Raw genomic sequence first — 22,714 nt, forward strand, 5'->3', positions numbered from 1 at the left:
AAACTTGCCCTTTAGAAGTGAATCGTGCTCGCAGCTCTCACTCTGAAACGAGTACCTTAAGATAGTTTGGTTATAAAACGAAAAGACATATTTAAAGGGATATAAAATGAATACGTTTACGATTGACAATAAAACAATGCACTATATCGACAAGGGTCAAGGCCCTGTGCTTATTTTGGGTCACAGTTATTTGTGGGATAGTGAAATGTGGGCGCCGCAGCTTGATGCACTAAGCCAACATTATCGCTGCATTGTTCCTGACTTATGGGGTCATGGTAAATCGGACGACGCGCCAGAAAAAACAATCCGCCTGCAAGATTACGCACGCGATGTACTGGCGTTGATGGATCACTTAGCTATTAATGATTTTTCTATTATTGGTCTGTCTATTGGCGGTATGTGGGGAGCTGAATTAACTATTATTGCTCCAGAACGTGTTAAATCATTAGTATTAATGGATAGCTTCGTCGGACTTGAGTCTGACGTTATGCGTACCAAATACTTAGGCATGCTTAGTGCAATTGATGACGCACAACAGGTGCCGGCACCATTGGTAGATATCATTACGCCAATGTTCTTTGCGCAAAATGCAGCAGAAGTAAACCCAGAGTTAGTCGCAAAATTGCGTAACTACCTTGTTAGCTTGGAAGGTGAACGCGCTACACAAATCACGAGAATGGGTCGCATGTTTATTACACGTCGTGATGCATTTGAAGATATCGAAAAATTTGCGTTACCAACATTGATTATTGTTGGTGAGCAAGATACTGCTCGCCCGCCATTAGAATCGCTACTGATGCAAGATGTGATATCGGGTAGTGAATTGCTTATAGTGAAAGACGCTGGACATATTTCGAACCTTGAACAACCAGCTGTCATTACAGCAAAATTGTTAAGCTTTATGGAAAGCGTACACGCCGCATAATTTGAACCAAATCGGTGATAATGAAGAAGCAAGCACATAGTTAATGTGCTTGTCATAGCTAATATCCTAAGGCCCCTATAATTAATAGCCAGTGCAGCTACGACCGCAAACGGCAACAATCTCGTGGTCAATCATCACCTCGGCACTACCATCCGCAGAATATTTAACGTTAAACCGCGCCGAAAGCTCCTTTAACTTAGCTGCATCTAAACGTTGCAGCTCCGTTTTTATTGCATTCAATAAATTTTCCATTTCATACGTCCTATTTGAGTTTATATTGGTATTAATTGTGTTTTTAGAATGTTAACAGTCAATTCTTGAGGGTAATTTTGATGTCTTGCTTTTACTGATATCACCGCGCCAATAACCTTGATGACTCCCACAACTAAAAACGTATGTAAAGTCTGCCCTACTTCACGTCAGTGCGATGGAAGTCATTTTTTTATTTCACTTATTTCATAAATTGGAATGGGGTGTCGAGCTATAAAAAAGGTGAATCGACTATCATCACCCATAATATAATTACCACTTGGTTTCGATAATTTATCAACACAGCCCAAATTGGATAACGGTCTTACTTTGCAATTATCATCATCATCACGCTCTAAGATTAGAACAGGAAAGATAGTATCAGGGAATGTAGTCAGGCTTACTCCACCAACTTTGTTTCTACATTTCGGATCGAGCAATAGAAATTTATCTTCAACTTCTGACATAATATTGCAGTCATTATTTTTTGTCGTGCGTAACACTGACACTATCAATGCTTTGTATGATTTAATTAATTCAACGTCCATGTATCACCCCCACTTATTTATTCATTGAAGATTCAATAAACAGTTCTTGAGCGTACTTGCCAGTGCGAATAGAACACTGCTTTGCATAACCATATAGCCGCCAACACTACAGCTTTTATAGTAGTAACCAGGTAATTCCATGTTAAATATATCCTTCCATTGATCTATTTACTAAATAAGAGCCTCAGGTTTCATTTATGTCTGGGGTTCTTATCAGTCCTCTATGCTTTCACAACTAAGCGACTTTCCATTACATGAAAATATATTGATTCAGTATGCTTTTTAAGTCATAAAATATAGCCGCATCTATATTAATCATTTTTTACATTAACAAAATGGTATATTAAAAGATTGTTAACCAAGATTGTTGGGTGTATAGTAAAATTATGAAATGGTCTATAAAATACATACACTTAGATACAACTAAGATGGTTAATCCCATTAACAAAAGTTGAAAATTTAAAATGAATTTAGTTAACAAAAAAGCACGACTGTTACATGACTTCCGAAATATGTGTCGACTTGCAGTATTATTTTTACTGGGCCTATCGCTACCCTGCTCCGCCCTAGCAAGAGAATCAACAGAAAGTTTCACTGTTGGTATCATTCTTGGTCAAAAAAACAATCTGACTAGCACATCAAATAATGAAAAAATGTGTATTCTAAAATATGTCACTGACAATTACAGTCAGATGGGTAAGAAGGTAAACTTTATATTTGTAGAAAATTTTCGAACGGTGGTAGGGACTGCTAAGGCCGCTTTATCACTGATAGAATCAAATGTTGATTTAGTTTTAATTCCACTTATTTCACGTGAGGCAATTATTGCGAGTAGAATATTTACGGAAGCTAAAATTCCTTTTGTTACTACCGCAACCTCTGTATCAATCATTGCGAAGAACAGCTATGGTCTATCTACAATGCCTTCAAATCAGCATCAAGCCAATCTACTTGCCGATTTGTATCAAAAGGAATATCCCGATAGTAAGATCCACGTGGTTACCAACAGCTCAAACGAATCCTCGAAATCAATTTCGAAGATTTTTAGCGCGAGGATACTTACCGACAACCCAAATGCAGAGATTATTCAACACTCCTTTACTCGCCAAAATATCAAAGGAATAGCTTCACAGATTGAAGATGGTGAGGTTGTTTCCGCTTTCCTATATAATCCAGATATTGCTATTTTATATATAGCCCTTAGCCAAAGAGATAAAAAAATTCACATATTGGGTCCAGACTCAATTGGAGCTAGAAAAGAGTTTTTTAGCATTATCGGAACGACTTCAGATAAAGTCACACTTCAATACTTAAAAAATTGGGATCACACAGTAAAAGGGCCAAACAAGAAAAGATTTATCCCTATATTTAAAACTTACTGCGGTGAAAAACAAAGCACATTTCTTACTGCGTATTCATTTGATTTAATAAATTTTGTTTTGTCTGAGATGGATAACCTAAAGAAAGCAGATAGCCCTATGTCCATAATCAAAATTCTTAAAAACAGTGATTATGTAACCGTTATGGATGGACAAAAATTTAATTTTGATAAGAACGGATATAATAAAAAGAATATGTACATTTATCATGTTAAGGATAGTCAGGCTAAATTAGATGATTTGTTAAAATGATTAAAATCACATATAAAAAAAATGTTCTTTTGGTTTCCCTCTTAATTTTTTGTTCGAATTTAATTTTATATTCGTTAAATAACAGAGCTGGAAGGCAAGAAATAAGCCAACGTGTTTTCTTGGGGACAATGAAGTCTTGGGTTAGATCTGAAGCATTTCTGGATGGCGTATATACATTCAACATTGAAAGTATAACAAAAAATATCAAGCACTTAATTGAATTTAATGATGAAAATAATTCGATGTCAGCAATATGTATAGCTATCAATTTAAAAAGCTTTTCAAACGAGGACGCAGTGTCTCATACCTATTGCTCTAAAGGATATACATTGTATTTATTAACAACTAAACACCGAGGGTCTATAATTTCAGAAAAAGAAAATTTGACAATCGGCATGCTCAACCTAGGGAGCGCGAGTTGGTATATAACTGAATCTGATAATATACCATTTTACTTACGTTCAGAGTTATATTGGTATTATGTGTTTATAATTACCTTTATTGAAACGCTTTTATTTTTTATTATAATGAAAAAAAAACACCAAGATGGTACTAACTCAAAAACTGAGATAGCTGAAAGTCAAGAAAGTGATATTTTTAAAAAACTTGAAGAAGAAGTCTGCTGTTATCAATTAAAAATGATCAACATTAACAAAATTATTGAAAGAAATAAGCGTGTCTTCGCTATCAACAAAAATGTTTTGTATGCTTCATATGATCACCCATACACCAATATATTATATACAAATGGAAAATTTGAGCGTTTGAGGTGTACACTTGCTGAACTAGAAAAATCTTTCCCATTGGATTTTATTCGTCTTAATCGGTCAACAATAGTTAATACTGAAATAATTAAAGACTATAGTACTTTGACAACAGATACTAAGGCAGATAGATATAACCTTTCTTTAAACTTAAAAAATAACAACTCTTTACTCGAAGTAGGGAAAAAATTTGAAAAATCTCTATTAGAAAGACTTTACTCTGGAAAATAATAAATCATGAACAACGTCTTAATTACATGTGCAACCAGTAATATGGGTTCAGAAGTTTCTAAAGCGATAAATCCAAAAGCCAATTTATTTATCACTGGTCGTGATGAAAAAAAATTATCAGAACTACACAAATCCTTGGTCGTAAATAGGCAAGGCTGTGTTACAACTGCAAAACTAGATTTTTTCAGTTCTGATTCGATAGACAAATGTGCTGAACTTGCAACAAACGGAGATGGTTTTGATGGTGTCGTCTTTATAATTCCACGAATTCCAGCATCTTCTGAAGTATTTCCCGATGATGAAGTCTGGCGGGAGTTATATGAAAAATACTTTATTTTACCGTTGAGGTTATTAAGAAAATTAGTCGAAAAATCGGCTATCAACTCAGGTTGTAAAATAGTATTCATTTCCGGTCTTAGCTCCAAAACAGCACTTACAAATTACTCACTCAATAACTGCCTAAGAAGTGCCTGGCTGGGACAAGCGAAAACGATGGCACTTTCGTTAGCCTCTAACAAAATATCAGTAAATACGATTTCACTGGGCGGTGTCATGACCGAAAGTTACACAAATAAAATGCATACAAAGGCAAAAGCCAATAATCTCAGTTTTGAAAAATTGATGGAAAACGAAGTGTCGAATATTCCGCTACAAAAGTATGCATCTGTTGACGATGTGACAGGCGCAATCCTCGCTTTGATGGGTCCATTATCTAATCACATGACTGGTCAGAATATACTATTGGATGGCGGTTTTAATAAGTGTTACTAACCCTACTCGACGTTGTTGATCAAATAAGCTAATCTCAAACCAATTTTAGTTCACGCTCTATATAAGCCATAGAGCGTAAAATCATTCACATATTAGGGTTTAAGGCTTAAGAATTCCTGCCAATGCTTTACCGACTTTTTCATTTTTAATGTTCAAATGCCCAGATGAAAATTCAGTTACATTTAAATTCACAACTTGCTTCGTATTATCGTTGTCTATTTCAGTTAGCCCAGCAGGTTTATGATCAAGTATTGAACCTGCACCGTATGCACTCTTCAATACGTCATCGTTATCGCTGTAGCAGTTAATAAGACACAGATCCGTGTGTTTTTCTAAGATAGGTGTCCATTGCTCTGTTTCTGCAGACACAGCACCTGCCAGTAGATAGCAAGCAGTGACTTTATTCGCATCAAGGTTGCTCAATGCCTGACAAGCAACTACCGTACCTAATGAATAACCCATTAAGATTGCACCCTGTAATTGATCATCATCTTGTATTGCTTTCGCTAAATCATCCCCTGCATGCAATGTTTCGTTAAACGATTTATTCCAGTGTCCGACGAATTTATCCGTGACAATCTCACCAACCAAAGTCGCAATATCCGCAGGACTCATATCTCTTGCCAACGTTGCGGCCGCCAACCATTTCTCTGCATCTGTATCTTTCATATCACCAGCAACGTTACTGTCATCAAGCGCTATATCGGTAACATTACCCGCGTTCCAGCGCACATGAACAATCTTGTTTTTAGGATACAATTCATCTACAACACTTAGCCAATCTGACATGTATTTACCCTCTTGCGAGAGGTAACCATTAATAACAAGAATACAAGGAAACGCACCTTCTCGCACTGTTGCTAATGTTATTGAAGATGACTCTCTGGCGATAAACTCGTCATGATCATGTGAAGGTAAAAGTCCTTTTATTTTATCGAGTACTTGGCTTACTAATACGCCATTTTGTTCGATGTCTTTCGCTATATTAAGTTTGCTTTCAAATAAATTTTTCACTAAAAATATCCTAATAAGAATCTTAAATGCGTTAATGAATGGTTAATCGATTTGTCTGCATGTACTACGACAATATCCATATCAGTCGGTAAATTAGCAATATTATGGCGTAATTTAAATCTTTATTAACATATCTTCGATGTATGTGGCATTCCTGATTTCAACAAAACGACCTAAAACGCTATGCTTAAAACAACAGCGCGCCACATAGAAGGGACAACCTTGCGTAATGAGCTACTCGCCGTTAATGGTATCGGCCCAGAAACTGCTGACTGCATTCTTGTTTATGCACTGGATAAGCCTTTTTTCATCATCGACAATTATACCCGCCGCATCCTACATCGCATAGGATTCGAACTACCTACGGGTTATGATAAACTCAGATTAATGCTAGAACATAACATCCCACCAAACATCACAACCTATCAGCAATACCATGCTTTGCTGGTTGAACACGCCAAAAACTACTGCACCCAGATTCCTCGATGTCAGCATTGTCCGCTTAGTGAGTGTTGCCACAAAAAGATTGAATGACGCTGAATACAGACATAATACTTGAGGGTGCGTTCAGGCTTCTCCACTGTTCAATTTTGATATTAATAACAAATTGGAAACTCGTTCAGGTAGTACATCATGTTGTTCCCAGTAATGATTAATTCATACTTTTCTAGTCCGTAAGATTATTTTTAAAGTGATATATTTACAAGCGCTTCGAGGTGACACCAGCCCCAAATAAAGGCTGTTTTGGCGGGCCATGTATCAAGGATGTAAGGTTAAATAATGTTTATACGAAATTTATTATTTATATTTATAATGGCCTCTTCAATGAGTGCTCATGCGGTTTCAAATGACTATGTAACTTATGGTTACAACCTTCTTCAACAGCAATTTGTTGATTTTACCGACAAGCATGCGAAATGTTCAGAGACAGGAAAAAAAGAACGAATATCTGATTCAAGCATTAAGCAATTAAAAGCGCTACCAGCCATTGCGGCTGAAGGGTTAGGCTTTCTGTCTATTGTCGCTATAAATGAATGTTCGCAGCCAGAATTGAGTGAACTAATGAGAGTTCTACTGACATTAGAAGATCTAAATCGAAGCGCTAATGTGAGTTATATATCGGATTATATTTTAACAATTAAGAAAGTAGCGTTTATCAAATTTGATCTTTACTCGCAGAAAAGATTTGATGCATTGCCAATCGATATTAGAAATATCCTCCTTTCGATGGAGGATATAAAAAAGCCATTTAATGTTATGGATACATACGACAGAACATGGGGGGAAGCACAAAAATAATCATGATCACGATTTGAATATTACACTTACGTTTGCATACCTAACTAGCATATTGGAACCATACGAATGTCTTATGGCTCCTAGTTTTGCCTTTGAATTAACATTATTAGTAATAGAAGGGACAGATAATAGCAAATCAAAAAATAAGTATAGAGAATGAGTCAATCTCGCTTTTTCTGAAAAACGGTAAGCAGAGCCAACAAAAGATCTCTGATCTAGATAGCTTCTACTCACTCATTAGTGGCAGCGAAATTGTCGGTAACAATTCAAATTGCGACTTACTCGTATTCAAAGATGAAATGTGGTTAATACCTGAATTTACAAGCGGGTCAGATGAGCTTATGCGTTTATTTGAACAGTTGAATAGAGAAAGCAATAAAGCGTTCACTGCGACATTAGACAATCTTCCTTATAGCTGGCGCACAACTTTATTTATCCTACCTGGTATAGAGCCTAATCTACAGGTTCTACCCCGTTCAGAGTTTGATAAGATCAAAGGCAAATTAATGGTCGTCGAATAAAAATGAAGATACTAAATGTTTTTTTAATGGCTTTATTTCTTTCCTTAGCTGGTTGCGGTGACCAAGTTATCGAAAATTCTGAACCTGATAGGGCAGCAACGATCCCCAGTAGTGCAATTTGGGTCGGCGGTCACGATGGCGGTGTTTTTATCTCAATAACCAAACCAACTGATACAGATAAAGAGGTTTATTGGGGTGAAATTTTTTATGCTTCAGGAGATATAGCTTACAAGGGACACATGAGCTTATTTCCTAAAGAAAATGATGGGTTTGATATAAATAATCAATCATCCTATCAAGGCTGGGATGGTGATACGCTTTATATCATAAACAATCAATCACTTAAGATTGTGGAGTAAGTTCTGCAAGTAATTCAAAGGGAGTGCTAACCCCACTCCCTCAGTTGCTGCATTTCTTTTAATCGCCCGCGTTGTAATTCCAGCGCTTCAAAAAGATCATCAATAGACGTATTGTTCGTCGTGAGTCCAGGTAAAGCAATATTCGCTTCGGCAAAGAAGCGAGTCGACTGCGTATTATCATTTGTCCAAGCTTGTTGCCACCAATCTGTAATACGTAATTTAGCGTCTTTGAGCTTTTTGGCTGTGGGTAAGCTATCACTCTTCTGACCATTCACTTTGCAATCACTCGGCAGTAAATTCCACAGATCGTTATTCGGCCAGCGTGAAAACGGCATACAATGATCTATTGCAAACTTTTGTTTTAAAACTTTGCCAGACCAGACACATTGCTGGCTTTGTGTCTGTTGTAATAATTCCAAACGTTTACGGCTCTCAACAGTAGAACGCTTAGCCTCTAACCAATCTAACGAGCTAACGATTGCGAGTTGTTGTTCAGGGTTCTTGTTACCCTGATATCCCTTCATGGTTTTCATCCACTCACTGACAAGAACAGGTTCAACCCAGCAAGCGTAACGACTAAAAGCATTCCATATTGTTTCAGGCAATGACAGTTCGCCCCATTGAGATAAAGACGCCATATCTAAAAACAAACTGTCTTTAGCGCGTACCGTTTTACTATCGACTTCAAATACATTGATTTCACTGTTCGGCAAGGTGATGTGTTTACACGGCATTTCTTTAATGTTGCTGACTGCTGCGGATAATGTTCGGTGCAGTGCGATAGCATCTTCACCAACAAAAAGATGGCCGATACGATAATCTGTAGCAGAACGATGAGTTAATAAGTGCCAACCATCATCTTTCATAAAACCCATATTCGGTTTTTTGTTCGGGGTCTGATATAAGCCATGATCATCAATCAGTATCTTGTATTGATGACACCAATACAAAGCCACCAGCCCTACAGGTAATATGACTCGCATTCCCTGTGGACTATCTTCACGACGAATAACCGCACCAGGGTGACCATCGGCAATGCGTAATAGCACTCGCATTAACGCCAGTTTATGTGTCGCAGATTTACCATCATTCAATGCGACATGGCGAATAAAAGGAAATGCACCAAAACCATCATCAGGTAACTGCAATACTACGGTTTGCCAATGAACGCTATCACGTCCAAGTTTGTCGCTATCATGCTCTGTTTTAAGCACGACAGACAAACCAACGGTCTTAGCAAGTAGTTCTAACTCTTCAGTACTGACATCATGCATTTTACGTTCATCACCACTGGGGCCATGACGTAGCGAGATAACTAATTTAGCTCCGGGTTTGAGTAAATTGGCTAGTTTTCGAATAGCACGCGGTCGATCGCTTTTCGGGATATGCATCCACACAGCACTAAGCAGGATAAGATCAAAACTGACTTCTTGGCGACTGACAACATCTAGTGCAGGTAATGAGTCTTCTACCCACTTTACATTCAAACCCTGCGTTTGTTGCTGGCCTATTTCGGCTAATAATTTAGCAGGCTCGACAGCAACAATACTAATGTCGCTTACTTGTCCTTGCTCAGCGAGATATCGACTATCACGCCCTGCCCCAGCACCTAAGTCAAGAATACGCGCGTTAGATTTGTTTAGAATTGGCGGTAAGAATTCAGCCCATGCGGCATGCACTTCTTCGAAGGATTTTGATAAGTATTGTTCGGCAAGTTGTTGAGCATTATCGTCATAAAATTGGGTGTGCATAGCTAATCTTAACCTCAGATTTGAATGCGTGGGGACTGAGGTAGATTAGCATAATAGGTATTCTAAATATATATAGGTAGATCAGTACGTTTGATTAGTCGTTAATCACTTTAACACGCCCAACATCACCACTTTCTAAACGCACTTTAATACCGTGGGGATGATTCGGTGAATTAGTAAGAATGTCTTTCACGATCCCGTCGGTCAAGTTACCACTGCGTTGATCTTGTTTCAGTACAATTGATACTGATAAGCCTTTTTTGATATCAGATCTGTTCGTTCCGCTCATGTTTTTTTCCTATTAAAATCAGTGTTAGATTATACTGGCAGTGAGTTTGCCTTATGACTGGGTGTTAGGTCAATGACGCGGTTCGAAATAAACAACGACTTGGCTACCATCATTATTGTCTGACGAAAGATGAAGCTGCCATTCTTGCTGCTCTACAATTTTTTGGACTATATCTAAACCAATGCCAAACCCTTGCCCCTGAGATACGCCACGTTCAGTCACATTTTGCTCATAGTCAGCTAAACCAGCACTCGTATTCGTAATTGACACAATAAGACCCGAAAGCTGCACCCGCACTATACCTGATAAAGTATGCTCAAATGCATTACGTATCAGGTTACTCAACACAATTCGACACAGTGACACAGGTAGTTCACGTGATGGGCTGTCATCAACGACAAGCTCAACGTCAACGTCTTTTCCTTTCAACAAATACTTGTGTTCATCAATAATCACTGTGGCTAATTGCTCAAGGTCTACTGTTTCTAGCAGCGTTGACGTTCCACTTTTCCGGCTTAGTAATAACAGCGCTTCGGTCATCTCCGCCATATTTTTATTGGCGCGTCGAATATGCGTGTATTGGTCAGCAACATTTGTCTTACCTTGGGCCGTTCTTAAATCAATAATATCTAACGCAGAAGACACAACAGCAATGGGCGTGCGTAACTCATGACTGGCGTTTTGCAAAAACTGCTTTTCTCTTTGATGGTATTGATGGATACGCCCCATTGTCTGGTGCAATGTATTCGCCACTTCACCAATTTCAGTTTTATCATTCATAACCGCAAACGACAGTTCCGGATTACTCTCATCAAGGCTTTTTGCCATAACAGACAGCTCATGCAATGGGTTTAACACCTTACTGATTAAACGCCGCGCTACCCAATACACCAAAAATATAGCTAACAGAGTAATAACGATAATGGAAAGAGGCACATTTAATAACGGCTCTCGTTTTGGAACGCCCGTTAAGCCCTTTTGAGGCGTGTCGTTATAAAGTAAGTAAAGCTTGTCTGTGGTATTTTTTATCGGATGCATAAACAAAAAATAGACAGCGTCAGGACGAGAAAACTTGACCAGTTGATCACCATCATTCACTGCAAGACCAAAGTCCTTCATGCCATCAATATCAAACAAACTGGCTATTTCGCTGGGAATCGACCCACGACCAACAAAAACAGAATAAGCCCCATCCCTAGGTAACGGCACGTTTTGGTTTAGCTCAACCTGCTTAGCATAATGACTGGCCATCGGCATCATAGTCCGGTGCATCGTGGTACCAACCGCAACAAAAAAAAGCTGATACAGTAAGAATGAAAACACAATAACCAGCAAACCTATGCTGACCGCTAACTGTTTCTTGAACTGATATTTTAAGCTATTTCTATGCTTCATCTTGCTCACCATTTAATACAAGCCCAACGCCCCTCACGGTTTGAATCAGTGGCTTATCGAATGGCTTATCCACCAGCTGTCGTAATTTATATATATGGGATTTAAGCACATCAGAATCGGGCAATTGATCCGGCCAAATAATGTGCTCTATTTGTTGACGGGTAACGACTTTGGGGCTGGTTTTTAATAACACTTCTAATATTTGCCAACAGGCTTTATTTAGCTCAATCAGCTGGCCTGCACGGGTAACTTTTCTTAAATCAACATCCATCACCAAATCACCCACACTCAATTTTACATCGCACTTACTAATACGTTTAGTCAGCACTTGCAGGCGTGCAACCAGTTCAGGCAAGTCAAAAGGCTTTACTAAATAATCATCGGTGCCAGCTTGGAAGCCTTGTAATTTATCATCTAAGGTATCCCTTGCGGTCAACATTAGAATCGGCGTGTTAATACCCGCTTCTCTTAACGCCGAACAGACACGCATACCATCTTTGCCTGGCAACATAATATCGAGCACGATGGCGTTAAATGGCTGACTCATTGCCAGGCTCAAGCCTAAATTACCATTGCCTGCATAATCACATTCAAAACCATGCGCTTCTAGAAACTCAATCATGTTGGCAGCTAACGCGCTATTATCTTCGACCACAAGTACAACCACTAAGCACTCCCTTTTATTTGAATCCTAATGTCCTATCAGGTTTAGTATAACTTACAGGAAAATCGCAAATTCACTTAAAGTTCACCCTGATTTTGTTAACTTCATCATTACTGGATAGCCCGACTTTGAGGTCTTAACCTAAATTTCACCTATCGATTGTTAGGATGCCTCATCAGCAACAACGCACGTTAAGCAATATTTGGAGACGATATGATCAAGTCAAAAGCATCTAAACTCACCCTCATCGCCCTTTCGGTTGTGACCGCTTTATGCAATATCAACACAGCGGTTGCGAGTATCGGTGGCAAGCAAGTTAGCCCATCATATGCAATCGTCGATACCAATCAATCACAATGTTTTGGTACTACAGACCAAGAAAAATGTCCGTCAGCAACAGAAGCGATGTTTGGTCAGGATGCACAATACCAAGGCAACCAGCCAAGCTACATAAAGCACGACAACGGCACAGTGTCAGATCAGGTAACAGGTCTTATGTGGTCACAAACAACCGATATTAACGGTGACGGTAAAATCAATGCCCAAGATAAGCTCACCTTCGAAGAAGCTGTTAACTATATTAAAAATCTAACGCTAGCAGGCTACAGCGATTGGCGACTACCGACGATTAAGGAGCTTTATTCCCTGACGTTGTTTGATGGACAAGATCCAAGTGGTATAAAACTAAACACGGGTAAATCTCAACTTATTCCCTTTATTGATCACGAAATATTTGGGGTTAATACCGGTGATACTAAATCTGGAGAGCGCTTGATTGATAGCCAATTTGTCACCAGCACCAAATATGTTTCAACAACCATGCACGGTGATGACACTGTTTTTGGTGTTAACTTTATTGACGGACGCATTAAAGGGTATGGAACAAGCATGCCAGACGGCAGTGTTAAAACCTTCTATGTACTTGCTGTACGAGACAACCCAGACTACGGCAAGAATGACTTTGTCAAAGCTGACAACGGCACGATTGTAGACCAAGCAACAAGCCTAGTATGGCAGCAAAATGACAGCGCAACGACGATGAACTTTACCGATGCACTTGGCTATTGTGAAAGCTTATCGGTATCAGGTAATAACAATTGGCGCTTACCAAATGTAAAAGAACTGCAATCGATTGTGGATTACACGCGCTCTCCAGACACCTCTGCGTCTGCTGCAATAGACCCATTATTTAATAGCACATCGATCACCAATGAAGGTGGCAAAAAAGATTATGCCAACTACTGGAGTAGCACAACACACGTTAACCTGAAAGATGGCGAAAACGCGACGTATGTTTCATTTGGCCGTGCAACAGGCTTTATGAATGGCCAATGGTTAGACGTACACGGCGCGGGGTCACAACGAAGCGACCCTAAAGTTGGCGATGCGAGCCAATATCCACAAGGTAAAGGCCCTCAAGGTGATTCTATCCGCATAAACAATATGGTTCGCTGCGTGAGTGGTGGTGGCGTGACGTTTAATGCCAGCCCTGAATATCAAGCACGAACAGCCATGACAATAGAAAACATGAGCACTGAATCCACATCTGACATGCCGATGAACAAGTCTCCATTAACAATGATGGACACAAATGGCGATGGAAAAATCTCGTTCAGCGAAGCAAGAGGCCCATTAAAAGAGGACTTTAAGCGATTAGATAAAAACAAAGATGGTTTTCTCACTAAGGACGAAATACCAAGTAAGCCAAAACATGATTAATCATACGTTTCATTTTTAGAATCAGTTCTTTACGCAGCCCTTGTTATCCCCTTTCATAGGGCTGCGTTCACCTAAAATTCACCTACGCTTTGCTAACCTGTCACCTATCAAACATCAACAACAGTATACAGTTAGCAGGAGAACGCATGAAAAAATCGATGATAACTTTATTTATGTTCCCTATTTTAGGGCTGACCGCTTGTGGCGAAGGCGATACGAGGGACTCTGTTGAGGTTACAGATGCTGCAGATGTCAGTGTTCCCGCTGACTCAGCCCAAGCTGAAAATTGGATAATGAACAATGAAACAACATCCAATTATATTTATTCCGATACAGGAAGCACGCTCGAAAATGTACAAGTCGCTGAAATAGTAAATCTAGATGAAAACAACTTAGATGTTGGTTATGTTTATGTTGAAGCAACAGGGATACCTAAATACGACGTAACGATAACCGAGGCGATGGTTGAACAACTGAATCAACGACCAAAAGCCAATTCCGACTTTCTAACAGGCAGTACCTTTGCGGTTGAAGAACAAGTGGTTACCTTTGGTGAAGACATTGGCTATAACAGCAGCCAAGAAAACTGCTCGACGACAGGTGGCGATGGTTATTGGCCGCCAGGTCCTGGGTGTCCGACCCAACAAGACAAACAAGCCTACTTTCCGGTAGAACCATCTAACATTGAAGACGGTGAAGAAAGTTGCGAAACAGGACTGGGGAAAATTGGCCTGATGGTCAATGGCACTAGTATTTATAACTGGGGTGATGGCATGAGTGAAGGTGACAACCTTTGGTATACCTTAGCCCCTGTAGCAGAACAATACGACGTAGATATTTGTGGCGGTCATGCTGCCGCGGGTGATTATCATCATCACTTCTATACTCGCTGTTTAGCCAATTTAGTGGGCGATGATGGCAGTGCTCACTCTCCTATTTATGGGTTTGCCGCTGATGGTTATCCGCTTTACGGTCCTTACGAAAGTGAAAACACACTGGCAGTGAGTGGTTGGGAAGTACGTGATTATGGTGCAGATGCCAGCCAAGGCGGTTGTGATACCGAAGGTGAACGAAGCTGTGTATTAGTAGACCCTTATGATGTATCCAAAGGCGTTAAAGCTGTGTCGAACGGCCCGGATATCGGCGAAAACGTAACGACTTTATCTGGTAACACTCTCGCTGCAACCGACGGTTACTTCTATGAAGATCACTACTATGCAGGTGCGACTGTTGAGGGTGCTCAGCTTGATCAGAACAACGGTCACGATACTCATGATGGTAAAGGCTATCACTACCATATCACGTTAACACAAGCGCAGAATGGTAAGCTTGTACCCGCATTCCCGTATACCATAGGCCCCAATTTTAAAGGCCAACTCGCGAGTAATTCTATAAGCCAGTGTGGCGCTTCGGGTGGAATGTCACCGCCTCCAAGACGTTAATAATATTAGCGGTGGAAGTGGGTCTGAATACCACTTTCACCACAGAGAAAAGGTGAATATGATGAGAAAATATTTTATATTGGCACTGATTACGCTAACCGTTATAACGAATAACGTGAGTGCTCAGACCGAATCAAGTAAACAAAGCAGCATGATGAAGATGACAATGGACCATTCTCATTTACCCATTGCGGCACCGAGTAATGCGCCTAAACCCGCACTGAGTTTATCATTAACCAAAGACGCTATGTCTGGATATAACTTGCATTTGCAACTCGCACGCTACCAGCTAATGCCACCGCCAGAAGGAGTGGTGAGTATGTCGGAGCTAATGTCAGCCACACGCAATAAAGAAACGGGTTTTATCGAAGGTCACGCTCATTTATATATTAACGGGATTAAAATACAGCGTGTTTATGGACTAGACGTTCATTTGCCAGCAACGCATTTTAAGCAAGGTGTGAATACAGTCTCGGTCACATTGAATAATCATGGTCATATGTACTGGACAGTCGATGAGAAAAAAGTCGTTTCTACGCTTTATATCGACAATACTTTACCTCAATTAATAAAGCATCAGTTTGACAGTTTCCCCGTGGAAAATACGGGCTAACTTGTGAGTAACAAGCATTTCCATATTCGGGGGGAGATAATAGAAGAATTTGCTGAATCAGTGGCTCATATATCTACATTTAGGGTAGCTACTGCAACCAATAAAGCTTTCTTTTGTTTTACGATTTTTTCTGGGGACTAATTCGCTATTACAACGAGGACAAAGTGACTCGGCTAATTCAACGTTGGTAATTTCATTAGTCTGTTCTTTGTTTTTGATGATCTCTTTCACATGCTTTATGTGTGCAACATGAGTCTTAATACTAGGCTGTAATTTTTTAGTCGCTAGCTTATGCGCAAGCTCAATACGCTGCTGTTCAGTAAAACATACCTGTTCATGATTTTTAATAAACTTGATTGCCTGATTAATGTATCCGACATTAGCAGGCATTACCGTTTTAAACTCTGCCCGCGCAGTAAAAATAACAACAGAATGAACCGCCTCTTTCGGTAGTGCTAGTAGCTCTCGTAATGTTTCGGTATGTTTATAATTCTGTCGCAGTGGATTTTGAAAAGATGTTTTATGCTTGTATATCTGCTGAGTCCATTTAGCCTGCCGTTCTGAACCAAAAATCCATCCTTGCATATTTTTTGTTTCGATAACAAACAGTCCAAAAGGAGAAAGCAAAATATGATCTATCTGGGTTGTACCATCTTCTGTAGGTAAAGTTACATTTTTAAATAACTTATACTGCTGATTATCAAGTGCGCTTACTAATTTTTTATTTACATACCACTCTCCGATAAATCCTTTAATCGTAGGAGAGCGCAGTAAACTCGTTAACAATACAAGAGGAATAACAAACCAGAATTGGGATAATGCATTAATAAATAAATTAACGAAAAAATAAAAGTCCATGTATCCACCGTATAAAAAGCTTAGTCCAATTGATTGAAGATAAAAATTGCTAATAACCACAATACCATAAGCTATATGTTTTCTCTTGTTAGCATCTGATATTATAGCGAAATATATGTCAGACACGATTTTCACACATAGGCTTATCATGAATCAAACCGGTATCTACGAGCAACTCATTACTCAGTTAATAGGGCAAAACCTTAATCGAGATTCATTCTATGTAGGCGAACGCCAACTTGAGGCTGGTGAAGCCACCACTTGGTTATCACGCTTCCTCACAAGATTGATCGAAACTGTAATGGATTCTGTACCACAAAGTAATGTTCGCATCTCTAAACAGATTGAATTAGCCAATACCATTATTCATTGGTTAAGCGACCATATTCAAGATCCAGAACTAATCTCTGATAACCTCCTTGATAGTCAAGGCAGGATCCTGACTGCTCTATTTGATAAAACTAATCCTATTTCCGCTGATTTACCTAAATATGTTGAATCAATAATGCCATTAACTGGACTTAGCCAAAGTGAGCTCTTCAGCGGTAGCAATGCAGAACCTTCTATTGATAATGAATTACAGCGTGAAATTAAATCTTCTGACAAAATTTATTGGCTAGTTTCTTTTATCAAATGGAGTGGTATTCGTATATTTAAAAAAGAACTTGAAGAATTTGCTCGTAGTGGCAAGCAACTAAAGGTAATCACAACGTCTTATATGGGTGCCACAGATGCGAAAGCAATTGAGTTTTTAGCAGCACTGCCAAATACCGAAGTAAAACTCAGTTACAATATAAACCGTGAACGGTTACACGCGAAGTCTTATTTATTCCTACGCGATACCGGATTCCATACTGGTTATATCGGTTCGTCTAACTTATCGCATTCAGCGTTAACCAGTGGTTTAGAATGGAACCTTAAAATAACGTCTCAAGAAATACCCCATATTATTGATAAATCGGTAAGTACCTTTGAAACCTACTGGGAATCGCCCGACTTTGAATCATTTGACGGTAAAGCAGAAAGCCGAGAAAAGCTAACGAAAGCATTACGAGAAGCCAAAGGTAGCTTTGACTCTAATAGCACACAATATTATTTCGATATTAAGCCCTACTCCCACCAGCAAGCTATTTTAGCTAAATTACAAGCTGAGCGAGAATTACACCAACGCTATCGAAATTTGGTTGTTGCAGCGACAGGGACAGGTAAAACCATTATTTCAGCCTTTGATTTTGCGCGTTTCTATCAAGCTAATCCCAGTGCCAAATTTATGTTCATTGCGCACCGAGAAGAGATCTTAAAACAAGCACAAGGTGCATATCGTGGCGTACTTAAAAACAGTACTTTTGGTGAGCTCTGGGTTGGTAAAAACAAACCCAGTAAATACCAACACTTGTTTGTCTCGATTCAAAGCCTAAATAATCAAATCGACACACTGCAACTGAGTCAAGACTACTTCGATTATATTGTCATTGATGAAGTTCATCACATCACTGCCGCTAGCTACAGAAGCGTATTAACGCATTTTACCCCTCAGATTTTACTCGGCCTAACAGCAACACCTGAACGCCATGATGGCGAAGATATCTTAACCGATTTTTGCAATGTCATCGCGGCAGAAATCCGCTTACCAGAAGCAATAAATCAACGCCACCTTTCCCCATTTCAGTACTTTGCTATCGATGATGACACTGACTTAACCTCGATTCCGTGGTCACGAGGCCGTTACGATGTAGCAGAGTTAACGCATTTATATACGTATAACGACCACCGAGTAATGCGGATCTTGCAAAGTCTGACCGAGATAGTTACGGATATTAATCAAATGCGGGCATTGGCATTTTGCGTCAGTAAAGAACATGCCGCATTTATGGCGCAAAAATTCACCCTGAAAGGTATTGCTTGCGACATATTAACCAGTGACAACAGCGCTGAACGAGAAATACAACAACAACGTCTTAAATCAAAACAAATTAATGTGTTATTTGTCGTCGATATGTTTAATGAAGGCGTCGATATCCCCGAATTAGATACCTTATTATTCTTACGCCCAACAGAAAGTCTAACTATTTTCTTGCAACAACTAGGACGAGGTTTACGACTTACTGAAGGTAAAGAATGTTGCACCATACTCGATTTTGTTGGAAATTCACGCCCTGAATATGATTTTTCGCAGAAGTTTAGAGCCTTAGTTGGTAAAACAAATCAGTCTATCGACAAGGAAATTAAGCAAGGATTCCCACATTTACCCATCGGTTGCCGTATTGAGTTACAAGAAAAAACTCAAGCAATGATTTTGAAAAATATTAACAAGGCAACGCTCAATAAAAGTAGACTAATAAACTTAATTAATAATTATCCGCATATAACTAGTCTGCCATTAACTCTTACTAATTTTTTATATATTAATCCAAATTTTACCGTCGAAGATATCTATAAAATAAAACTAGGTAAATGTGGTGGTTGGTCTCGATTAGTCGCACAATGTCAATCCACAGTAGTACCCGATTTAACTGATGACTTAGCCAGTGCTTACTATCGTGCGATCAATAATCGACTACTAATATGTACTTCAATCTCTTACTTACGTTTTTTACTTAAGTTATGCCAGAACAACTTTGCCATTAACAACTTTGCCATTAACAACGATGAGATAAATAATAAACAAACACAATTGTTTGCCCTTATGTGTCACTATGACTTTTGGGATAAAGCAGGTCCAAAATTAGGCTTTAAATCATTATCACAAAGTCTACAAACATTACGACATCCACTTTTACAAAATGAACTGAGCGAGGTTATTTCGTTACTGATTGAGCGCTTAGATATCAATGAATTTACGATGCCGAACATGCACAATTTGAACATTCTATCGTCTCCAATTAAGATGCATGTACGTTATCCAAAAGAACATATCCTAGTTGCATTTGGCGATAGCCGTTTTAATAAAAAATCATCGAGTCGTGAAGGTGTATTAAATATTGCAGATATGAATACCGAGCTATTGTTCGTGACCTTGAACAAATGTGAAACGCAGTTTTCTCCGACTACCATGTATCATGATTATGCGATCAGCCCAAGTTTGTTCCATTGGCAAACACAAAACAGCGCTAAGCCTACATCAGGTAAAGGGCTTAGTTATATTCAACAAAAACAAACCAATAAAACCGTCTTACTGTTTGTAAGAGAGCAAGCCAAAGATGAAAATGGCCGAACTATGGGATTTGTTAACTTTGGTCCGGTGGACTTTGTAAAATACGAAGGCAGCCAGCCAATGAGTATTACTTGGAAGTTAGCTCATGAAATGCCAGCTTATTTATGGCATGAAACTGCGAAATTGGCTGTTGGGTAAGAACTACAAATTGACTTAGAAAATAATAGCGGTGAAATTGACTCTTTATAGAGTCATAACTTATTTGGTATTTGCGTATTGTTACTCAATGCCTTTGACGTTTTCAATTAGCCACATCGAGGACTACGGTAGGTACGATTCAATGATGAATTTTTTGAGGTGAAATGAGTATATTTCACACCTATTAACTAACGAAAATAGCCCCATCATCATAGACAATAATAAAACTAAGTCTCATTCGCATTATATTTAAATTAAACATTGGACTAGATAATTTCATTAATTTTAATAACAAATAAATTAAGTATTATTTATTGTAGGCATTATTTCACGTCCCCTTCCATTATTATGCTTAATTTTCACTTTAAATAAAAACATATACCACTAAAGAAACAGATGAAATAAATATGGATATTCCTGCATATATAACAGGTGGTTATAAAGACTAAAAAAACAGCCGTTTATTAGAGCTTTGGCTCCACGTATTGATTTTCGTATTAGAATTATTTTTCAATATTTGCAAACTCATCCGACGTCGAGCTTACCCAATTTTACAAAAACCACGTTAACCACTACAAAACAACAAGTTATAATCAACAACCCAATCTTCCACTAGCATCCCTCATCATAGTTTAAACAACCAAGTTTTTTATAAAACACAGTTAAAAAAAGCAACTTATATAAAAATACCTTTACGAGGTAATACTAAATAATTAGATTCTAATACGCATTTGATAAGGATTTCAAAAATTAGCTTTAATTTAGCAGATAGATGACGAAGGTCATCCGATACATCTAGCGCTGTAGAAGGATTAAATAAAATAGAGATATTACCTTGGAAAGGATGCCCAACAGATAGCCAATATTAATCCTAATGTTTTTACGTGAATGAGTAATCTGAAGAGTATAAATATATACATCTTTCAGCCGTTAAAATATTTAAACAGCACCAAAACCCCAACGTCAAATTAATCTGACTGAAGTTTGGTGCTAATTAGAAATTATATAAAAATAGGGACAATGGTATGTCTATTAAAATTAAATCAAACCTTTTCGTTATTATTGCGTCAATAACTTCAATCAATTCTTACGGTGCTGGGTTTCAGGTCTCAGAACATTCAGGGGCTGGTCTCGGCCGTGCGTTTGCCGGAGAAGCCGCGATTGCAGACACAGCAGCAGTGCTCGCGAATAACCCAGCAGCGATGACTCGATTTGATCGGGCCGAGGTTTCGGGTAGTTTCACCGCTATCATGCCTTCCATCGATGTTAACGACGAAACTTTCGATCAGAAAGCGAATAATATCGCACCGAGCGCTTATGTTCCGGCTGCATATTACATTCAACCAATCAATGAAAAATTTGCTGTCGGTTTAGGATTATTTTCCAACTATGGTGTCGGAACTGATTATCCCGTAGATTTTAATGCTGGTCTTGCTGCCGGAAAAACCTCATTAGCAACTTTTAACATTAACCCTAATCTCGCGTATAAAGTGAATGATCAACTCAGTATCGGAGCGGGTGTTAGCCTTGTTTATGGCACCGCAGAACTAAGTCGTCGCTGGGGAGGAAATATCACACCCGATACGTTAATAATGAAGATGGAAGGTGACACCTACAGTTGGGGATGGAACATTGGTACCTTGTATGAAATCGATGAAAATAACCGCTTCGGTTTAAGCTACCGTTCACAGGTTGATATGGATTTTAAAGGTGATTTTACAGATTATACCGGCTCGATTACAGGAAATAGCAACAAAGGTGTTGCAGTTCAGGGAAAACTGCCTGTTGTTCTTCCCGCTATTGCCGAGTTCTCTGGTTTTCATCAGCTGAACCCGCTATGGGCTGTGCACTACAGCGTGCAGTGGACACAATACAGTCAGTTTGAAAGCCTTGATGCAACCAGTGCTCAATGTCATGCAGGTGGCGTCGCAGGGAGCTGCTTTACCAAAGATGAAGATTATAACGACACATTCCGATTTGCCGTTGGCGCAACATATACAGTCAGCCCGAAATGGATGTTACGTGCAGGCCTAGCGTATGACCAACGCGCAGGTCAATCGACTCTTAGCATCCCAGACTCAGATCGTTACTGGTACTCAGCAGGAACAAGTTATACCTATAGCGACAACCTCTCTTTTGATTTAGGGATCACTTATTTACAAAGTGCCAAATCAAGTTTTGAAGAAGAAACATCACCAAGTAATCCTCAGCCAGGAACAACACACGCGTTTACTTCTACAGGTGATGCTTTACTGGCAGCAGTTCAAGTTAACTACAAATTTTAATCACCACTGGTTCCATAATATAAAGGAATAAATA

General features: G+C 39.0%; 21 protein-coding genes. 13 read left to right on the top strand and 8 right to left on the bottom strand.

Annotated features, from left to right (window positions below; genetic code table 11):
- The first annotated feature begins 106 nt into the window (after positions 1 to 106).
- Positions 107 to 925: an alpha/beta fold hydrolase gene (locus AKG98_RS08650; RefSeq protein ID WP_067044282.1), complete on the top strand. Its 819-nt coding sequence runs from the start codon at positions 107 to 109 to the stop codon at positions 923 to 925.
- 81 nt (positions 926 to 1,006) lie between these two features.
- On the opposite strand, the gene AKG98_RS22215 is transcribed toward AKG98_RS08650, so the two are convergent.
- On the bottom strand, positions 1,007 to 1,177 hold the full coding sequence (locus tag AKG98_RS22215; protein WP_157534093.1) for a hypothetical protein: 171 nt from the start codon (positions 1,175 to 1,177) through the stop codon (positions 1,007 to 1,009).
- 182 nt (positions 1,178 to 1,359) lie between these two features.
- Complete coding sequence (locus AKG98_RS08655; RefSeq protein ID WP_067044285.1) at positions 1,360 to 1,722, bottom strand: hypothetical protein; 363 nt, start codon at positions 1,720 to 1,722, stop codon at positions 1,360 to 1,362.
- Positions 1,723 to 2,186: 464 nt separating this feature from the next.
- Here AKG98_RS08655 and AKG98_RS08660 point away from each other — a divergent pair, with 464 nt between their 5' ends.
- The 3 genes from AKG98_RS08660 to AKG98_RS08670 are packed head-to-tail and all read left to right on the top strand — an operon-like array spanning position 2,187 to position 5,119.
- On the top strand, positions 2,187 to 3,353 hold the full coding sequence (locus AKG98_RS08660) for an ABC transporter substrate-binding protein (RefSeq protein ID WP_067044288.1): 1,167 nt from the start codon (positions 2,187 to 2,189) through the stop codon (positions 3,351 to 3,353).
- Positions 3,350 to 4,348, top strand: a complete 999-nt coding sequence (locus AKG98_RS08665; protein WP_067044291.1) for a LytTR family transcriptional regulator DNA-binding domain-containing protein — start codon at positions 3,350 to 3,352, stop codon at positions 4,346 to 4,348. Before AKG98_RS08660 ends, AKG98_RS08665 begins: the two co-directional genes overlap by 4 nt.
- A 6-nt stretch (positions 4,349 to 4,354) precedes the next feature.
- On the top strand, positions 4,355 to 5,119 hold the full coding sequence (locus AKG98_RS08670) for an SDR family oxidoreductase (RefSeq protein ID WP_067044295.1): 765 nt from the start codon (positions 4,355 to 4,357) through the stop codon (positions 5,117 to 5,119).
- Between the two features lie 99 nt (positions 5,120 to 5,218).
- Here AKG98_RS08670 and AKG98_RS08675 read toward each other — a convergent pair whose 3' ends face one another.
- The gene (locus AKG98_RS08675) at positions 5,219 to 6,133 is read right to left on the bottom strand and encodes a DUF726 domain-containing protein (protein ID WP_067044300.1); all 915 of its coding nucleotides are present in this window, start codon (positions 6,131 to 6,133) and stop codon (positions 5,219 to 5,221) included.
- A gap of 222 nt (positions 6,134 to 6,355) precedes the next feature.
- Here AKG98_RS08675 and AKG98_RS08680 point away from each other — a divergent pair, with 222 nt between their 5' ends.
- From AKG98_RS08680 to AKG98_RS08695, 4 genes are all read left to right on the top strand, one after another.
- Entirely contained in the window at positions 6,356 to 6,667 is a 312-nt protein-coding gene (locus tag AKG98_RS08680) for a hypothetical protein (protein ID WP_228140256.1), read from the top strand.
- Between the two features lie 246 nt (positions 6,668 to 6,913).
- Positions 6,914 to 7,432 carry a hypothetical protein gene (locus AKG98_RS08685; RefSeq protein WP_067044303.1) on the top strand — a complete coding sequence of 173 codons (519 nt, stop codon included), beginning with the start codon at positions 6,914 to 6,916 and terminating at the stop codon, positions 7,430 to 7,432.
- Between the two features lie 341 nt (positions 7,433 to 7,773).
- On the top strand, positions 7,774 to 7,953 hold the full coding sequence (locus AKG98_RS08690; protein WP_157534094.1) for a hypothetical protein: 180 nt from the start codon (positions 7,774 to 7,776) through the stop codon (positions 7,951 to 7,953).
- Between the two features lie 2 nt (positions 7,954 to 7,955).
- Positions 7,956 to 8,312, top strand: coding sequence for a hypothetical protein (locus AKG98_RS08695; protein WP_067044308.1), 357 nt, complete (start codon positions 7,956 to 7,958; stop codon positions 8,310 to 8,312).
- Between the two features lie 26 nt (positions 8,313 to 8,338).
- On the opposite strand, the gene AKG98_RS08700 is transcribed toward AKG98_RS08695, so the two are convergent.
- The 4 genes from AKG98_RS08700 to AKG98_RS08715 form a co-directional block, all read right to left on the bottom strand.
- The gene (locus AKG98_RS08700) at positions 8,339 to 10,063 is read right to left on the bottom strand and encodes a methyltransferase domain-containing protein (protein ID WP_067044310.1); all 1,725 of its coding nucleotides are present in this window, start codon (positions 10,061 to 10,063) and stop codon (positions 8,339 to 8,341) included.
- A gap of 94 nt (positions 10,064 to 10,157) precedes the next feature.
- Positions 10,158 to 10,352, bottom strand: coding sequence for a YwbE family protein (locus AKG98_RS08705; protein WP_067044314.1), 195 nt, complete (start codon positions 10,350 to 10,352; stop codon positions 10,158 to 10,160).
- A gap of 69 nt (positions 10,353 to 10,421) precedes the next feature.
- Complete coding sequence (locus tag AKG98_RS08710) at positions 10,422 to 11,747, bottom strand: HAMP domain-containing sensor histidine kinase (RefSeq protein WP_067044316.1); 1,326 nt, start codon at positions 11,745 to 11,747, stop codon at positions 10,422 to 10,424.
- Positions 11,737 to 12,414, bottom strand: coding sequence for a response regulator transcription factor (locus AKG98_RS08715; protein WP_067044319.1), 678 nt, complete (start codon positions 12,412 to 12,414; stop codon positions 11,737 to 11,739). Before AKG98_RS08715 ends, AKG98_RS08710 begins: the two co-directional genes overlap by 11 nt.
- Before the next feature lie 210 nt (positions 12,415 to 12,624).
- Here AKG98_RS08715 and AKG98_RS08720 point away from each other — a divergent pair, with 210 nt between their 5' ends.
- The 3 genes from AKG98_RS08720 to AKG98_RS08730 all read left to right on the top strand — a co-directional run bounded on the left by AKG98_RS08720 (position 12,625) and on the right by AKG98_RS08730 (position 16,185).
- On the top strand, positions 12,625 to 14,130 hold the full coding sequence (locus AKG98_RS08720; protein ID WP_067044322.1) for a DUF1566 domain-containing protein: 1,506 nt from the start codon (positions 12,625 to 12,627) through the stop codon (positions 14,128 to 14,130).
- A gap of 146 nt (positions 14,131 to 14,276) precedes the next feature.
- Positions 14,277 to 15,572 (top strand): YHYH protein, encoded by a 1,296-nt coding sequence (locus AKG98_RS08725; protein WP_067044326.1) that lies wholly within the window; start codon positions 14,277 to 14,279, stop codon positions 15,570 to 15,572.
- A 58-nt stretch (positions 15,573 to 15,630) separates the two neighbouring features.
- On the top strand, positions 15,631 to 16,185 hold the full coding sequence (locus AKG98_RS08730) for a hypothetical protein (protein WP_228140257.1): 555 nt from the start codon (positions 15,631 to 15,633) through the stop codon (positions 16,183 to 16,185).
- Between the two features lie 57 nt (positions 16,186 to 16,242).
- Here AKG98_RS08730 and AKG98_RS08735 read toward each other — a convergent pair whose 3' ends face one another.
- Positions 16,243 to 17,043 (bottom strand): NERD domain-containing protein, encoded by an 801-nt coding sequence (locus AKG98_RS08735; protein ID WP_067045143.1) that lies wholly within the window; start codon positions 17,041 to 17,043, stop codon positions 16,243 to 16,245.
- 148 nt (positions 17,044 to 17,191) lie between these two features.
- On the opposite strand from AKG98_RS08735, the gene AKG98_RS08740 reads away from it, so the two are divergent.
- Together AKG98_RS08740 and AKG98_RS08745 are read left to right on the top strand one after the other, a co-directional pair.
- Positions 17,192 to 20,395 (top strand): DUF3427 domain-containing protein, encoded by a 3,204-nt coding sequence (locus AKG98_RS08740; RefSeq protein WP_067044332.1) that lies wholly within the window; start codon positions 17,192 to 17,194, stop codon positions 20,393 to 20,395.
- 1,025 nt (positions 20,396 to 21,420) lie between these two features.
- Entirely contained in the window at positions 21,421 to 22,680 is a 1,260-nt protein-coding gene (locus AKG98_RS08745) for an outer membrane protein transport protein (protein WP_067044335.1), read from the top strand.
- Positions 22,681 to 22,714: the final 34 nt, after the last annotated feature.

Source organism: Moritella sp. JT01 (genome assembly GCF_001574435.1).
Taxonomy (GTDB): domain Bacteria; phylum Pseudomonadota; class Gammaproteobacteria; order Enterobacterales; family Moritellaceae; genus Moritella.

Excerpts from the sequence above, each read along its gene's own strand:
- AKG98_RS08650 (WP_067044282.1), top strand. The coding sequence starts at position 107 with ATGAATACGTTTACGATTGACAATAAAACAATGCACTATATCGACAAG.
- AKG98_RS08690 (WP_157534094.1), top strand. The coding sequence starts at position 7,774 with ATGCGTTTATTTGAACAGTTGAATAGAGAAAGCAATAAAGCGTTCACT.
- AKG98_RS08670 (WP_067044295.1), top strand. The coding sequence starts at position 4,355 with ATGAACAACGTCTTAATTACATGTGCAACCAGTAATATGGGTTCAGAA.
- AKG98_RS08740 (WP_067044332.1), top strand. The coding sequence starts at position 17,192 with ATGAATCAAACCGGTATCTACGAGCAACTCATTACTCAGTTAATAGGG.
- AKG98_RS08695 (WP_067044308.1), top strand. The coding sequence starts at position 7,956 with ATGAAGATACTAAATGTTTTTTTAATGGCTTTATTTCTTTCCTTAGCT.
- AKG98_RS22215 (WP_157534093.1), bottom strand. The coding sequence starts at position 1,177 with ATGGAAAATTTATTGAATGCAATAAAAACGGAGCTGCAACGTTTAGAT.
- AKG98_RS08735 (WP_067045143.1), bottom strand. The coding sequence starts at position 17,043 with ATGGACTTTTATTTTTTCGTTAATTTATTTATTAATGCATTATCCCAA.
- AKG98_RS08705 (WP_067044314.1), bottom strand. The coding sequence starts at position 10,352 with ATGAGCGGAACGAACAGATCTGATATCAAAAAAGGCTTATCAGTATCA.
- AKG98_RS08720 (WP_067044322.1), top strand. The coding sequence starts at position 12,625 with ATGATCAAGTCAAAAGCATCTAAACTCACCCTCATCGCCCTTTCGGTT.
- AKG98_RS08685 (WP_067044303.1), top strand. The coding sequence starts at position 6,914 with ATGTTTATACGAAATTTATTATTTATATTTATAATGGCCTCTTCAATG.
- AKG98_RS08730 (WP_228140257.1), top strand. The coding sequence starts at position 15,631 with ATGATGAGAAAATATTTTATATTGGCACTGATTACGCTAACCGTTATA.
- AKG98_RS08710 (WP_067044316.1), bottom strand. The coding sequence starts at position 11,747 with ATGAAGCATAGAAATAGCTTAAAATATCAGTTCAAGAAACAGTTAGCG.
- AKG98_RS08665 (WP_067044291.1), top strand. The coding sequence starts at position 3,350 with ATGATTAAAATCACATATAAAAAAAATGTTCTTTTGGTTTCCCTCTTA.
- AKG98_RS08655 (WP_067044285.1), bottom strand. The coding sequence starts at position 1,722 with ATGGACGTTGAATTAATTAAATCATACAAAGCATTGATAGTGTCAGTG.
- AKG98_RS08745 (WP_067044335.1), top strand. The coding sequence starts at position 21,421 with ATGTCTATTAAAATTAAATCAAACCTTTTCGTTATTATTGCGTCAATA.
- AKG98_RS08700 (WP_067044310.1), bottom strand. The coding sequence starts at position 10,063 with ATGCACACCCAATTTTATGACGATAATGCTCAACAACTTGCCGAACAA.
- AKG98_RS08660 (WP_067044288.1), top strand. The coding sequence starts at position 2,187 with ATGAATTTAGTTAACAAAAAAGCACGACTGTTACATGACTTCCGAAAT.
- AKG98_RS08725 (WP_067044326.1), top strand. The coding sequence starts at position 14,277 with ATGAAAAAATCGATGATAACTTTATTTATGTTCCCTATTTTAGGGCTG.